10 protein-coding genes are annotated in these 16,502 nt (G+C 40.3%); 1 reads left to right on the forward strand and 9 read right to left on the reverse strand.

What is annotated here, in order from left to right; translation table 11 throughout:
* Positions 1-4 precede the first annotated feature (4 nt).
* The 8 genes from BM107_RS18300 to BM107_RS18340 all read right to left on the reverse strand — a co-directional run bounded on the left by BM107_RS18300 (position 5) and on the right by BM107_RS18340 (position 13,952).
* On the reverse strand, positions 5-1,864 hold the full coding sequence (locus BM107_RS18300) for a clostripain-related cysteine peptidase (protein WP_090985965.1): 1,860 nt from the start codon (positions 1,862-1,864) through the stop codon (positions 5-7).
* The gene (locus tag BM107_RS18305; protein ID WP_090985967.1) at positions 1,864-5,016 is read right to left on the reverse strand and encodes a hypothetical protein; all 3,153 of its coding nucleotides are present in this window, start codon (positions 5,014-5,016) and stop codon (positions 1,864-1,866) included. The genes BM107_RS18300 and BM107_RS18305 overlap by 1 nt, the downstream gene beginning before the upstream one ends.
* Positions 5,017-5,115: 99 nt before the next feature.
* The gene (locus BM107_RS18310) at positions 5,116-5,622 is read right to left on the reverse strand and encodes a hypothetical protein (protein ID WP_134204812.1); all 507 of its coding nucleotides are present in this window, start codon (positions 5,620-5,622) and stop codon (positions 5,116-5,118) included.
* A 674-nt stretch (positions 5,623-6,296) separates the two neighbouring features.
* Complete coding sequence (locus BM107_RS18320) at positions 6,297-7,058, reverse strand: LytR/AlgR family response regulator transcription factor (RefSeq protein ID WP_090985974.1); 762 nt, start codon at positions 7,056-7,058, stop codon at positions 6,297-6,299.
* Positions 7,055-8,152, reverse strand: coding sequence for a sensor histidine kinase (locus BM107_RS18325; protein WP_159435279.1), 1,098 nt, complete (start codon positions 8,150-8,152; stop codon positions 7,055-7,057). The genes BM107_RS18320 and BM107_RS18325 overlap by 4 nt, the downstream gene beginning before the upstream one ends.
* Before the next feature lie 46 nt (positions 8,153-8,198).
* Complete coding sequence (locus tag BM107_RS18330) at positions 8,199-9,608, reverse strand: efflux transporter outer membrane subunit (RefSeq protein WP_090985978.1); 1,410 nt, start codon at positions 9,606-9,608, stop codon at positions 8,199-8,201.
* A 5-nt stretch (positions 9,609-9,613) separates the two neighbouring features.
* The gene (locus BM107_RS18335) at positions 9,614-12,751 is read right to left on the reverse strand and encodes an efflux RND transporter permease subunit (protein WP_090985980.1); all 3,138 of its coding nucleotides are present in this window, start codon (positions 12,749-12,751) and stop codon (positions 9,614-9,616) included.
* A gap of 19 nt (positions 12,752-12,770) precedes the next feature.
* Positions 12,771-13,952: an efflux RND transporter periplasmic adaptor subunit gene (locus BM107_RS18340; RefSeq protein ID WP_208864412.1), complete on the reverse strand. Its 1,182-nt coding sequence runs from the start codon at positions 13,950-13,952 to the stop codon at positions 12,771-12,773.
* A 401-nt stretch (positions 13,953-14,353) separates the two neighbouring features.
* Between BM107_RS18340 and BM107_RS18345 the strand changes: the two genes are divergently transcribed.
* Positions 14,354-14,914 (forward strand): cyclic nucleotide-binding domain-containing protein, encoded by a 561-nt coding sequence (locus BM107_RS18345; protein ID WP_139222309.1) that lies wholly within the window; start codon positions 14,354-14,356, stop codon positions 14,912-14,914.
* Between the two features lie 136 nt (positions 14,915-15,050).
* Here the strand turns inward: BM107_RS18345 and BM107_RS18350 are convergent, their stop codons facing one another.
* Positions 15,051-16,112 carry a cyclic nucleotide-binding domain-containing protein gene (locus BM107_RS18350; RefSeq protein ID WP_159435280.1) on the reverse strand — a complete coding sequence of 354 codons (1,062 nt, stop codon included), beginning with the start codon at positions 16,110-16,112 and terminating at the stop codon, positions 15,051-15,053.
* Positions 16,113-16,502 lie beyond the last annotated feature (390 nt).

Here is a 16,502-nt window from a genome sequence, read left to right on the forward strand (position 1 = left end):
GTTTTTAATTAATGATATAATCTTCAAATTTGGTATAGTGTTTATTGCCATAAAAATCGACCATACAAAACCCTACCTGATAATTTCCTTTTGGCATGGTTGAAAGTTTGACGTCTAAAGCTAAAGGATCAGCGATAAGCAGTTTACCCAATGTGATACTCACTGATCCATCGATACTATTCTGACCCAGAAAAGTAATTTCATCATACGCCTGCAGGCTCTTAATTTTATCTGTAATCCCTTCAGCAGAAATCTCCCGATATCCGGTTACTTTAGCCAGATTCTTTCCTTCAACATTAAAATACTTTATTACCAGCTCTGCTTGTTCTCCATTCAAAAGTACAGGCACATTATATGATATCCCCGATTGGTTGGAGAGTCCCATAAATGCACAGACGTTGATATCGTTGATACTGATCCACCTGGCGTCCCATTTTTTATTCCCGCCATACAGGGTGATGTATCCGCGGTCATCTACATTAGTATCGTAAGCATCCAATCCGTACGACACCAACGTACTGTCTCCTGTTAACCTTCTGATATTTAAATAAATCTTATTGGTATTAACCAACATGGCTGCATTTAGCTTTCTTCCGGAATCTTTAACAAAAACGCTATCCGCATCTCCTCCAATCAGTTCGGCTACATAATTTTCGATAAATTTTTCAAATTCTATATTGAATGGCGTTAGCAGATAATCTTTTAGTTGACTGGCGGTTTTTCTATTATAATAGGGAAAATACACCGAAAGGCCTGAAATGGCGTCTTTATCTAAGTTTTTTGAATAAACATTGCATACAACTGCATCTTTCAGCTTTTTCTCAAAATCCCCAAACAATGTGTCAGTGCTTTTCGCTGCTATTTTAAAAAAGCTAGAAATATCAATCATATCTTCAGCCGCGAACGAAAAAGAAGGTAATCCGAATGATTTGGACCTGGCCCTGTAATTGGATTTCTGTTTAAAAGCTTCTTTAGCCGGGTACGTTGAATTTAGATTTGCAGAAATTTTACTGATCAGGTTTCCTACACTTGCATTTAAAGCAGCTACTTTATCAAGCGCGATTACTGATAAGGTTGCTTGCAAATAAGGTTGAGACGAATAGGCATCAATATATGATTTTGCAATTCCCTCCAGAAGATCAACTGTTTTTAGGTTTGGTTGAGCAGATAAGGCGTTGATGATATATTCATAATTCCAGCCATTGCCTGGTTCAAGTTCCTGAGAAGCTATCATATAATCAGCATAAGGTGCAAATACAGTGGCGGTTTCGATAGTTGCCATTAAACAGGCATCAAAACCTATAAAATCCAGATCCAAATCATTTTGGCTACGTTTCAAATCTGCGAAAGCCTCTCCCATTTCATGCAGGGAAAGGGAAATATCTTCAGGAAATAATTCATCGTAACCAAAACCATGCACACTGCCTCTTCCGTGATTCCAAAAAATCAGCCCATATCTTTCTGCCGGGAAGTTCTCTTTACTAAAAGAAATAAAATCAACCAGGGTTGATGGGTCTCCTATACTTTTGTTTGCTGTTACTTTTACTTTTTCAAACCCCTCTTTAGTCACCTTACTATAAGTAAGGCTATCGCCGGAGATCTGTTTAGAAAAATGCCACTTTTTAGTCCCACCATGCAAAATCACCGTTGCAAAATTATCCTCGGTGTTTTTATAGGAACGGATAATCTCATTAATGTCTTCACTGGCCAATTCATGCTTGCTTTCCAGGTCTGAACCATTCATATAGATCAGCAGTACAAAACTGCGTTTAGGCTCCAGGTTTTGGCCATGGCTGGTAACGGCGTAAAATACCAGTGCAGCCAGTATGAACAGTATACGGACATTTGTTTTAATAAGGCCCATTATCTTCTCGGGTTAACTTGTGGAGGGTTTCTAAATTGATAAATGGCTGCGGCAACAGATTCTTTAAATTCCTCGCTATATTCATTCGTATTATCCGGGAAGGTTTTTTTCAGCAATTCTGACAATCCATCTGCATAATTCTCATTGGCCTGATCGATGTCAAAATCGCTACTGGCCTTAAATGATCTTTTAACCTCGTTATTATCTTCAACAACATTTTCTACCCTTGAAAACAAAGAACGTCTTTCGCTCCTCAAACTTCTTGCAACTGTTTTCTGATTATTGATATCCCTAACAAGATTCAGAAGATCGGTCATTTGCTGATCCGCTTCATTAGAAATATTGGCTCTCACCTGGTTTTCCCGTACCAATGTAATTACCTCATCCAATGAATTTACAAACTCATCGTCAAAGGCTTCCACGCACTGGCGCTGGATCACGTCATTTTTGAGTTTTACTTCTTCCATTTCGCATATGTTTAGTTGCCAGTCGTCGGGTTGTTTTTCATACTCGGTCAGGTATTTCTTATTCGATTCGACCAGAAAATCTTCTATCATTTCATGAAATTCGAGCAAGTCATAATAGTCCTTTTTATTTTGGGCAATGCTTTGCAGCTTAGGTGTTAACATATGATAATCCGTTTCTGAACTTAAAGTTCTGAAAATGCCGTTATTGATATTTGAGGTCACTTCTTTCGTTTTAGCAGATAGTTTATCCTTTACAAAACCGGTAATCAAAGCACCCATATCATTCATTGCTTTATCGATATCCAACGAGCCTTTTAATGTGATATCATTTCCAAAAACGGTCAATTCAAGTTCAGCTTCTATTTTTTTGGCATCAGGGGTAAATTCCATGCCCAATGCAAAAGATTTGATCCAAAATAACCTGGTAATGGCGCCTAAAATATTAGCTACCGCTTCCAAAGCTCCTGATGCAATTTTACCGCCAAGCGTTAAAGCTGCCTTCGCTATCTCTAAAACACCATACGCTACTCCGATAGCCACATTTACACCTACTTTTAGGGTTTCATAGTATAAAATCTGAGCTGAATAATAAATTTTTTCATCCACCCGCCACCAAGAAGCATCTGCTCTTCTATTACCATAATCTCTGATGTAATTGTTATACTCATTTATTGTATTATTCAGATTTAAGATCTGCTGTTGGGCTTCAGTCAATTTTCGGTTTGCATTTTCTATAGAATTTTGCACGGTCCTGGCTGCATCCCGCACTGCATTCTGTGCTTCTTCCAAAAGCTTGATAAATCCACTGGTATCAAACACCACACGCGCATTAAATCCACTGCTCGAAAAATTGGCATAGTTTCCTTCTAAATGAAAAAGGATTTTAAAACCAACATATTGCAGTTCCAGATCAATAAATACCATCCTGTCTTTAAGGAGAATCAGGGCATCCAACTGAAAAATATTTAAGATATTGACATAAGCACTTAAATAAAATTCGAGTTTTTTTGTTGCCCTGTTAACATTTAAATACAATACCGGGCCTTGAGCATCTGCTTTTATCAGCGCGCTCGCCAGCCCACCCTTTACAGGTTCCATAGGCATTGTTTTTCGGGACCTCGTCAATTCAAATATTCCCTTGATATCAATCTTTGAAATTTCAATCAATGCTAAAATAGCGTTACCAGGTTCGATCAGGAAAAGTCCTCTTGCCTTTACATTAAAGATTTCGATGGTACCACAGAGAAAAAAGCCCACATTCATCTGGTAATTTCCAATTACGGTAGGCTGAGTACATATAAACAGCTGGCAGTTTAGAGATATGGCTCCCGAGGTATCAACCCGGTAATGGCGCATGGTTGAGGTATCGGTAACGATGCATTGGTGGTTGCCTCCTAAATCAGAAACCTGAAGATTTTCAACGGCAGGTATGGCGAGTTCAGTTGGCAGGCTTGAATTGAAGTTCTTTAAAATCTCCGCTTTATCGGTATTATCCGGATGAGATGGGTATGTCCATTGGGACATTTTAGCGTTATTGATTTCAAAATCAGCCAAGGCTACCACATCGAGGAACTCTATTCCAGGAAAATCAACTTCCGCAATATCAACAATAATATCCTTTAGGGAAGTCCTGCCCTTGGTAGAGGTAATTGCAGCGGTAATTAATCCAATATTAGCCTGGCTCACAATAAACCCTGCAAAAATGGATATATTATTGGTTGTTACCCTACCAGTCATGCCGAAAGTAACACCAGTTGCCCCAACGCCAATCATCAAACCTAAATCGCTCAGGCTAATCTTATTGTTTATCGGTATTTTATAGCTTGAAGAGGCAGACAGGTTAAAGGAAGAAACGGACAGGCTTCCGGCAAGAACAAAGGTTAACACATCTTCTTTCAATGGAAAATTGAGCTTCCCTCCTGCCGCTAAGTAGAATCCATTATGCTGTTTAATGCCGAAATACAAATTTTCAATTTCATAACCTTCTTTTTTGATATCGGAACTGATCAGCATTGCTTCAAATGCTGAAGCGTTTAACGCCGTTCCTATGATCAGATCAATATGATCCAGACCTGTTAATTGATAAAGTCCCTTTCCAAATGCACTATCACTATTTTTCAGATCAAACAATGAGTTAGCAACCAACTGCTGGCTAAAGCGGTCTGACATGACCATATCGGGAAAATGACCTGATGCGGTTCGCCTCAAATACTGGTTAATTGCATCGGAGGTTTTGTTCCTGACGATTAGCGCTACTTTTTTTATACTAAAAAAAGTCATTGTATCATAAATGAACTGCTCCAATGCATTTCCATTCCGAAAAAAACCGGTATCTATACTTAAAGCCAACTGTTTAGCATCGGTTAGCACTATTACGTTGACATAAAGAGAAGCTTTATCACCTGCCACATCTTTATCGTAATGAATCACCACAGACCAGATACCTGCAGCTTTCAGCACCTGTGCTTTAAAGGTCCCGGATAAGCTATTAAACAATGTAAATTGGCCAGCCAGCCCATCCACACCTAACTCATTGTTATTCAACAAATCTTTGATTTTAGCGCGACTGGTGTCAAGCTCTCCAAAAATCAATTTTTCATTGTTATTTACCATGATGGTTACCGAGGCATCTAACTCAAAAATCTTCCCGGTTGCCGAAAAAGCGATATTGGTCTGGTTGCTCATTTGAAATCAAAAATTATGCTTTGGCAGCGCTGCTTAACTGAAAATCAATCAACTTAGCTAAATACTTACCCCTTAATCTAAACTATCCAAAATCGCAGGTTATTCTCCTTTGACCAGTTGTTTTTCAGGTGCATTGAGCTTACTAACTAAATTTTCAATGGTATCTAAATTTAGCTGCTTCAATACGACATTCTTTTTCGTATTCCAGATTTTAAAAGCCAACTTCTCAATTGTTACGAATCCTAAATCAGGAACGGCATCTCCAAAATCTACATCAATGGCAAAAGCATATTCCTTCACATTTCCTTTTACATAAATGTAAGCGGTTTTCAAGCTAAATTTCAAGTTATCTACCTTAAATTGAGATTCAGGCTTATCAGCACTTAATGCTTGAAGATCAGATTTTATCTTTTCTGTATCTACACTATCACTAAAGGCAGTTGTTAAATCTTGCATCATTTCTCCTAAGGTAGCGCTACCTACTTCCTCCAAATTTGTTGGCATTAAAAGAAAAGAAGAATCGTTCCCGGCTTTTTCATAAACTGCTACTAATTTGGTTTTAAGTAATTGGAACTGTACGCCCAACTGAAGATTCATGTCACTCATTTTTTTTAAGTTCTTATTTTTTCCTACTCCTCTGGCTTTTCGGATGACGCCCCGTTTGCTTGGTGGTCTCTGGACTCCACTTAGTTTTTATAAGATGATTAGCCAGTCAAATCAAGATTGCTCAGCAATCTATCATCAATCGGCAATGGTTTCAAAAATCGACTTAGTTAAAAACGGTGATATGAGCCTACACAAGCTGGCTTATTATTTGATTTGTCTCTGGCATTTTTTGCCAAAGCCGGCATTAAGGTTATTATTGTTTGCATATCAACTATATTTGGTCGTTAAATCCATTTTTAGGCACAAAAAACATCAGCCCATTTATGGCGAATAGAAAATTGGCCTTGTGCAATACAGTTGCAACGAGAAAGAGTTGTGATCTGAGAGCGTTGCGTATCCGGATTGTTTCTTCAAAATTATTGTTAGATAATTCTGAACAGTTATTGCATCTTACAGATAACTGCTTTACGAATATAATATTTTTATTATTTTAAGTAAAAACTCTATGAAGAAAAAATATTAAGATGGTATCTGGAGTAGAAGATGGCAATAAAAGCCTTAATATGCGTGGAAATTGTTTTTACTTAGTGATTTCTAAAAGCGCACAAGAAAGAGGCCGTCAGTATAAGATCTATGAAACACTTGTATCTTTTGAGATGGCTACTGCAATATTGTCATTGATCTAACCAGGCTTTAAATAGCGGTGCCCGTTCCCTGCTTACAAATGCTTCGTATAGGGCATAATGACGAAAAGTAACTTTGAGTTTTGAATTGAAATGATTGTAGACCTTGTCTATGGCATTTACGTTTACGATATACTGTCTGTTGAGCCTGAAAAAAAATGTTGGATCCAATTGCTCTTCCAGTTCTTCCAGATTTTGGGGTACAACTTCGTTCTTGCCATTGGACAAATGTGCGTAAGTAACTTTATGTTCAGAATGAAAAAAGCTGACATCATTAGCGGCAAGAATTTTATAACCGTCTTTATGAGGGATTAGAAAACGTGTTCTGATCTTTTTGTTCTCTAGTGCATCAATTACGCCCTGCAACCGGTCGGTTATCATTGCAGATACATTTTCTGCCCGTTGACCGACTTTTTCAAGCGCTGCAGCAAGTTCCTCCTGCTCTATTGGTTTAAGCAGATAATCCACGCTGTTAAACTTGAACGCCCGTACAGCATACTCATCGTAGGCTGTTGTAAAAATAATAGGGCTTTTCACTTCTACCTGATTAAAAATCTCAAAACTAATTCCATCGGCAAGCCTGATATCCATCAAGATCAAATCAGGAACAGGATTTGATTTTAGCCAGTCAACACTGCCGGCAACGGTATCCAATACATCCAAAATCACCGCTTGCGGTTTTATGGCCAGCACCAACCTTTTGAGTCGTTCGGCATTAGGCTGTTCATCTTCTATAATTAATATATTGATCATTTTAGTAAGGGTAAAATTACCGTAAAATGCTTGTCCGTTTTGGTTATTATGATTTCAGGCGCATTGAGCAGGCGATAACGATCCCTGACATTACCCAGGCCAATTCCGGTTCCATCCAGATGGGTCAACAATGGTTTTAGTTCATTACACACTAAAATTTCGTCGCTTTTTGACGATTTAATTTCGATCAGCAAAGGATCTGATTTCACAGTACGGTTATGCTTGATGGCATTTTCTACCAAAAGCTGCAGTGACATAGGTGGTATCATGGCATCTTTACTGATGTGCGCAAGATCTATGGTAAAGGAGATCCCTGAGCCAATCCTAACCCTGGTCAAAAACAAATATGATTCTAAAAACCTAAGTTCTTCAGCAACCGAAATTTTATCTTTTTTTGAATTGACCAGCAAATAGCGGTATACCTTAGCGAAGTTTTCTGCATATTCAAAGCCTTTTTGCTGATCCTGTAAAATCTGCTCTGCCAGAACACTTAGGTTGTTGAAAACGAAATGCGGATCGATCTGCAGCCTTAAAGCATCGAGCTCGGCCTCACTGGCAGCCTGTTTATGCTGGGCTGCATTTACTTCCAGTTCAAGCGCCAGTGTGGCTGTTTTCTTCCAGTTGGTCAGAAAATAATAACCAATATTACCCGCCATGATCAATAAAGAAAGAATAACTGCTGAGGTTAGAAATTGCGAGAAAAGCCTGAGTTCCTCTCTAGAATAATTAGGTTCTTTCTCTAAAAAAACAGCAACATAGGCCTGGTCCATAAGGTGAACAGAGATAATGGCTATAATGGTCTGCAAAAGTGTCTGGACAAGTAGCCGTATGCCCGATTTTTTTTCCCAGGTTAACCAGCGATCGAGTTTACGATCTACCCAAAAACTAATCACCGTGAGCAGCAAAACATATATGTAAGTGTACAGGGTATCGCGAAAAGCAATCCAGCCCGGGCTAATATAATGCTCTTTCCAGTAGGGGTCGTATGGATCTACCAGATAAGAAAGCAGGGTGAGAATCAGCAGCGCGACTAAACTTACTATAATTACATGGCGTACAGGCATTTTCTCCCTTATATAGTTTGTTTTTCCCATAGTGTAAAAATAAGCTTTGCCAGCATCAGTAGCAAAGCTATTCATATCATTGCAGTCCTCCGCCCAGGCTACGGTACAAATCAACAGCAGCCTGAAGTTTTTCCAAACGTATATTGGCGCCTTCGAGTTCGGTCTGCAGTAAATTATTTTGCGCCGTGATAATTTCCAGGTAGGTTGCCATCCCGTTCTGGTAAAGTAACGAAGCATCTTTCGTTGCTTTTTTTAGGGCCACTACCTTCTCGTCAACCAATACCAGCCGTTCTGCAGCACGTTTCTGTTTTTCCAGTGCATCGCTCACCTCTCCCACGGCAGTCAGCACGCTCTGTTTAAACTGAAGTACAGCCTTTTCCTGTTCCAAAGAGGCTCGCTCATAAGCTGTTTTAAGTGCTCTCTTCTGAAATATCGGCTGGGTGAGATTCATTGCCAGGTTTTTAGCCAGCGACCCAGGCAAATTAAACCAGGAGTTCAGTTTAAATGAATTGGCGCCAATAGATGGTGTTAGGCTGAACGAAGGATACATGGCCACTTTTGCCAGCCCTAATTTGGCCTGTGCATTCATTACAACCCATTCTGCGGCTTTAACATCCGGCCTTCTGCTTAGCAACCTTACCGGCAATGCACTACCAAAACCCTGGTTAAGTGCAGCCAGACTAAAGTCCTGTTCTCTGTCAATAGAAGCTGGAAATTCACCACACAATATGCTCAATGCATTTTCCTGTATAGCGATGTTTTGTTTTACCAGCGGAACCAGTAATTCGGCCGTTTTCAATTGTGCTTTAGCCTGCTGAACAGCCAATGAATTTACCTGTCCGGCGTTGTACTGCAAAGCCGTCATCTTCAACGTACTGTCGCTTAAAACCTTATTTCGATCCGTAATTCTCAATTGTTCATCAAGAGACAGCAAATTATAATATGCCTGGGCTACCTGGGCAATAATTCTGGTTTGCAAAGCCCTGGCACTTTCCTTATTCGCCATTAAATCTGCATAAGCACCGTCTTGCTGCAGGGCGGCTTTCCCCCAGATATCGGCTTCCCATGATACCCTGAACTGTGCATTGTAATCATCTATATAGCTCGTTTTCGTAAACTGCTCGCTCAATGAACCGTTTAATGAGTTTTTAGACATCCAGTTTCTGGCCGCCGTTACATTCAGATCAAGGGTTGGCAGGAGCGCCTGTTTGGCTTCCTTTAATCCGGCCTCCAGCTGCTTTATAGTAAGTTTGGCTGCCGCCAGATCATTATTTCGTTTTAAGGACATGGAGATCAGATGCTGTAGTTTTTCACCACCGAAAAAAAATTTCCAGGGAAGGCTTAGGGAATCGCCGGTAAGTGATGAAGATTCCCTATAGCTTTTGGGCATTTGCATGGAGGGCTTAACCTGAGGCTTCCTCAACAAACAAGATGAATAAAACATGACGCAAAACGCCAATAATATCAAATTTTGTATCCGAATCATTTTATCTAAACTTTAATTTTTTGAACAGAAATTTTTTCCTGCAGATATTGAAACATTATAAATAGCAACGGAATAACAATTACGCCTAGCACTACACCGGAAAGCATGCCCATAGCAGAGCTTACACTGATGGAACGGTTACCTACTGCGGTCCCCCCGGTGGCCGTCATGAGCGGAATCATTCCAACGATAAAGGCAAAAGAGGTCATGATGATTGGCCTCAGCCTTGAACGGGCGCCTTCAATAGCTGCATCTACAATAGTTAAACCAGCCTGGCGTTTCTGAATGGCAAATTCTACAATCAGGATCGCATTTTTGGCTAGCAAACCCACCAGCATGATGAGGCCGATCTGCACGTAAATGTTATTGTCCAATCCAACTGCCTTGACACCTATAAAAGCGCCTATAACACCTGTAGGAATGGATAACAACACCGAAAGCGGTAATAGATAACTTTCGTATTTTGCAGCAAGAATAAAAAATACGAATAGCAGGCATAGCCCTAAAATTATAACTGTTTGGTTACCGCTGGCTTTTTCTTCCAGGCTTAAGCCCGTCCACTCATAACTATAATCAGCAGGCAGTTTTGATAGCGTTTCTTCAACCCGTTGCATAACCGCCCCATTGCTTACACCAGGCGCCCCGGTAACATTGATATTTAACGAGTTATATAGATTGTACCTCCCTACCGATTCTGGCCCGTATACTTTGTGCAGGGTTACCAGCGTAGATGCCGGAACCATTTGTCCGTCTTCGCTCTTTACATAGATTTCCTGAAAAGCATGAGCATCCATTCTGAATATTCCTTCGGCCTTGATATTTACCCGGTAAAATTTACCAAACCTGGAGAAGTTCAGCGACTGGTCTCCGGAAAAATAATTTTGTACAACCCCCAACAGGTTACTGACACCAACCCCCATTTGTTTTGCCTTATCTTCGTTCACTTGCAGTTCAAGCTGAGGATAATCGGCCCTGAAAGTGGTATATGCCATGGCTATTCCCGGCTTCTTTGAAAGTTCCCAGATAATCTGATCAGCCTTTTGTTTAAGCTGTTGTGGATTACGTCCCATACGATCCTGCAAGGCAAATTCAGCACCACCCGTAACGCCATAACCCTCTACAGGCGGCATCCGAAAAGCCATTACAGTTCCGCCCTTAACAGTAGTAATGGCCTGGTTAACCTGGTTCATGATCTGATTGATATCTTTTACTTTACCCCGCTCCCCGATAGGTTTTACGGTAACAAAACCCATTGCATAGGATGGTCCTGCTGCATTACTCAATAAATTAAAACCGGTAATGGAGGTATTTTCTCCCACAGCTTCGATTTTTGCAAGTTTGTCTCCAATTTCTTTAGTTACCTGGGTAGTTCTATTGAGTCCTGTCCCCGGCGGCATGGATAGCGCAAACATGAACATTCCATCATCTTCCTCTGGTACAAAACTTTTCGGGGTGGTGATCATCAACCAGGCCGCCACCCCAATCGTTAATGCGATAAGCCCTGCTGAAATCCATTTTTTTGAAATTAAAAACCGCAGCCCACTGATGTATCTATTCGTTAAATGATTAAAGCCAGCATTAAAGGCGTTAAAAAAGCGATCCTTAAGCCCAATCGGCTTACGGTGTGCTGTAGCTGTACCATCCTGGTGATTGTTTTTTAACAGGATTGCACACAAAGCAGGCGTAAGCGTAAGCGCATTAACAGCTGATATAACAATAGCGATGGCCAGGGTATAGGCAAACTGCTTGTAAAAAAGCCCAGCTGATCCGGACATAAATCCGATTGGAATAAATACCGCTGCCATTACAAGGGTTATCGATATTACGGCCGCGGTAATCTCACTCATTGCAGCTTTTGTGGCTGCACGACCGCTTAAATCTGAAGTTTCCATCTTGCTATGAACCGCTTCAACCACCACAATGGCATCATCCACTACAATTCCAATGGCCAGCACCAGGGCAAAAAGTGTAAGCACATTTATGGTAAATCCTAAAACTAACAAAAAGAAAAAAGTTCCAATAATAGCCACCGGTACTGCTATAGCAGGGATGATGGTTGATCTGATGTCCTGAAGAAACAGGAAAACAACAATAAATACCAGAATAAATGCTTCTATCAAGGTAGTTTTAACCTGGCTGATCGAAAGATCAAGTTTTTCTTTTGTACTTAAAATCTTGGAGAAATGAATTCCCGGCGGAAAAGTTTTTTCCAGCTTTTTAATTTCAACATCAACGCCCTTTTCAATTTCATTTGCATTCGATCCGGTTGTTTGGTTAATCGCAATAGTTACTGCATTACGGTTATTCGATTTATTCGCTCCTGAATAACTGGTCGACCCAAATTCCACTCTAGCCACATCCTTCAGACGGATGACACTTCCGCCGTTTCGTTTAACCACCATGCGTTCATAGTCCTGAACCAGGTTTTTCTTTCCTTTATAACGAATTACATATTCAAGGGCAGCATCAGAGTCCTCACCGAGTTTTCCCGGGGCAGCCTCAAGGCTTTGGTCTGCAATAGCATTAGAAACATCTGCCGGTACAAGTCCCAACGAAGCCATTTTACGTGGATTGAGCCAAATACGCATGGAATAATCTTTCGTACCAAATACCTGTGCCTGGCCTACGCCCGGAACACGTTTGATCTGTGGAATTAAATTGATATTGGCATAGTTTTGCAGAAAAAGCTCATCATATTTTTTATTGTCGTCAGTATACAGATTAAAAATCATGATCATACTATTCTGCTGCTTGGAAGTGGTTAGCCCGTTACGGACCACTTCCTGCGGAAGGATTGGTGTGGCCTGTTGTACCCGGTTCTGCACGTTAACGGCAGCCTGGTCTGCATTTACACCCTGCTTAAAAATGATGGATATAGAAAACGAACCATCATTTGATGCTGTTGATTTGATGTACTGCATGTCTTCAACACCATTAATCTGTTCTTCCAGCGGGGTAACTACCGAACGAATAACAGATTCACTGTTTCCTCCGGGATAGGCACCTGAAACCATTACCGTAGGCGGAGAAATGTCCGGAAACCGGGTTAGCGACAAGCGTGTTAAACCGATTACACCCAAAATCACGATGACAATGGAAATAACGGTTGCAAATACCGGCCTATCTATTATTTTTTGTAACATAAATTTCAATGAAAAAAGTTTAAGATTTTGTTTTGATCTTTGGTTTTACCTGAACGCCATCATAAAGCACATCCATACGGTTGATGGCAACCTTTTCCCCATTTTTTACACCCGATCTGATAATATAGTCATCACCACTTTCAGCTTTTATTTCAATAGGAATCAATCTCACCATATTGTTATCAGCCAGGCGATAAACAAAAAACTTATCCTGTATATCTTTAACAGCTGCTTTAGGAACTAATAGCACATTCGATAGAGATTCTTCTATTACCACATTGGCCGAGCCTCCAGAACGCAAAATCCTTTTTGGATTATTGAATACGGCTTTCATGCTCACTGTTCCGGTTATCCGGTCAACGTTTCCACTGGCAATCTGCAGCTTACCATTTTCGGGATAATCCTGCCCGTCGGCTGTAACCAGGCCAATTTTCATTTTGGCAGTGCTATCGGGATTTCCGGAATGCAGGCGCATAAATTCTGCCTCACTAACCGAGAAATAAACATATACTGTACTGATATCTGAAAGAGTGGTTAGTGGAGTAGCATCAGTTGCTGAGATCAGGTTGCCAACCCGGTTCGGAATCCTGCCTATATAGCCGCTTACGGGTGCTTTGATCAGTGCAAAACCAGCGTTTATTTTAGATGTCCCTACAGTGGCTTTCGCCTGGGCTACCTGCGCATTAGCTGCCTGCAGGTTAGCTTCAGCCGTCTTCAATTGTATTGGCGACACCACGCTTCCGCCAACAAGTGATTTCATTTTTTCTACTTCGATCCGAGCGTTAACCTGTGCTGCAATTGCAGCCTGCAAGGCGGCCAGGCTGTTGCTAACCTGTTCCTGAAAAACATCTGACTTGATTTTAAAAAGCAACTGTCCTTTCAGTACATAATCACCTTCTTTAACAAATATTTTCTCCAGGTAACCGCTCACCTGTGCTTTGATATCAACATTCACGAGCCCTTCTATATTGCCTGGGTACGTTTGTTTAACTGTTGCACGGCCAGGTTTTAAGGTAATAAAATCAGTCTCCAAAGCCTGCGACTGTACTGTAGAAGCATTTTGTGGTCCTTGGCTACACCCCACCCATAATAAAGAGATACAGAGCCAGCTCAAGGATTTTTTTGTTATGCCCATTTTCATGATAATCTTGAAAGTAGAAACAGGTCCTATTACCTGTTCGGCTACAAAATAAAGCCCCATGAGGAAAACCCTTATTTAACATGATACCCAGGTGTTGAAAATAGCAGCTCAAACGTAATATATACGCCCTGAAGCGAACACCCTCAAGGCCTTTTATCCTGAGAAATGGCCAATACACATCCATTATACTTTTGGTATCCGATTAAAATAGAGATTGAATGGAACATGAACTGGCAGGACTAATTTTAATATTTCCCTCTTAATTGAAATGAATCAAGTATCGCCTTGAGCAAAATCAATAGAATAGCAGTTTGTAAAGGAGAATTTAGTGCATAGACTTTATTAGTTAACAGCATGCGATAGCTAAACCACTCCATAACTTTCTAAAGTTATTGATAGTTTTATCTGTTTAGGGCATAAACAAGCTAAGCGTGCTGTGCAAAGCATCAAAAGAAACGGAAATGGAAATATTAGAAATTAAGCTTTTTTTGAAAATGTTCCTGCCATTAATCGATCGAACTAAAAGCCGGGCAGCACTAAGATGCCTGTTTAGGCATACCACAGCGTTAAACATACGTAAAGGGGAAACGCTCTTTCCGAAAAACACCTTCAGCACCGCTGGTCAGATTATTATGATATCCAGTGGCCTTGTTAACAGTTTTTTGCAAGATGACGAATTTGGCAAGATAAACTTATGGCTGGGACAGGAAGGTAGCATTTATATTTGTCAAGGTCAGAACAGTTCCAGGCCCGAAAATCTAAATTTAGAGGCCATAGAGGATGCCATCGTTTTTCTAATAGATTATGAAGACCTTGAAACCTGCTATAAATCACATCCCGAGTTAGCTGAATTATTCTATTCCCACCTTCTTCCCTGTGCCATGAACGATGTTAGCGAAAGAAATATAATTTTTCGTTTACCTGATGCAGGCTGCAGAATTACGCGTTTTCGAACATTTTATCCGGGGTTGTACGAACGCCTGCCAAAAGAACTACTCCTTTCTTATGCTTTATGTGGATAATCGCCGAAATTACCAGGATCAATCCTTTTAATTGTATCCAAATGAGCAAGATAAAGAGAATTGGTACGGTGCAAACACAATAGAGAACCAACCAGCAGAATAGCTACTCCAGCTCCGTCTGGCGTTTTTGCCTGCATTAGCTATATACATTTTTTAAACGTTCAACTTTTTTTAAAATGATATCGTTTCCATCCTTTTCAATAAGACCTTCTTTTGTAAAATCGCCGAGGATTCTGCTAAGGGTTTCTGATGCAATTCCAATAACATTCGCAAGGTCGGTTCTGGGAAGTGTAAGCCGGATGTTATCAGATACATTACTTTCCTTTTTCGCCAATTTAACAATGGATCTGGATACCCGTTCCCTTACAGTGGCATGAGCGAGTTCTAGTGTCTGTTCATCCCTTTCGTGTACCATTCTCGCTAATTTTTTAGCCAAAAAATTTGTTACTTCCGGGTGTTCCTGAATCAACTCGTTAATAATCCCTAAAGGAATAACCACCACCTGTGCATCATCAACAACCATTGCAGTATTTGACATGCGTGATCCGGCAGTAAAATCCTGAAAACCGAAATAATCACCTGCGTAATATAATGCTGTAATCAATACACGGCCTGAAGAATCTGCTATAAAAGTTTTTATTTTTCCTGAGAGTACGTAATAAATCCCCGTACAAGGTTCGCCTTTATAAAAAATTATCTGTTTTTTTTTAAAAATTCTTGGTACTAATGTTTGTCGCTTGGCATTCAACCAGAAAAGACCGTTATCCATGCCAGTAGGACTTTTTTGCTGAAACTGCTGTTGGAGAAAAAACTCATACTGAAGTCGTCTTTTTCTCAACCTTGCCTCCACCTGGTTAAGTAACTCCGCATCGTCAAAGTCGCCAATAAGAAAGCCATCGGCACCAATTTCCATCAATCTTCTTATCGCATACTGATCATCTCCCTTTACAATCATCACTACAGATATGCTCACCGTATCAATAAACTTGTTTACCATCCGCAGTACACCAAACCCATCAATCCCATTTAACTCCATGCCGCAAATGATCAGATCTATGGGGAGGTTTCTGATCAACTCCATAGCCTTTTTCCCATTATCTGTAAACTCAACCAGGTATTTACCTGTGACCAATATATCGGAAATCTTCGCCCTGAGCTTGGCGTCCTTTAATATAATCAATATCTTAGAGCCTTCCATTTGCTTGTAATTTTTCCAACAGAAAACCATTTGCCCCTGTTAGGTATCGAAGTTTGTTAATTGTTCCTTATCCGGCTGTTACAGAAAAAAGCATTACCTAGCCAAAGCATTTAATCGCTTTGAAACTGGGTATAACAGGGAATTCCTAGTAAAAGCATATCATCCCAAAAAGGGCTATCTCATTACCTTAGGTCAATAATTAATCATTAAAGCCACCAAACTGTGTGCATTTTGATAGCAATCTTGTATCAGAAGGAAAAACATAAAACAAAGCCCGGAAAAGCACCTGATAATCAAACGTATCGATTGAGACATTAAAAATCCATATCCGTTACATTTTTTTTTCTTTGTGATCGCGTTTATGGTAATCACATTTATTTCAAAAGGTTT

It is taken from the genome of Pedobacter suwonensis (genome assembly GCF_900111825.1).
Lineage (GTDB): Bacteria > Bacteroidota > Bacteroidia > Sphingobacteriales > Sphingobacteriaceae > Pedobacter > Pedobacter suwonensis.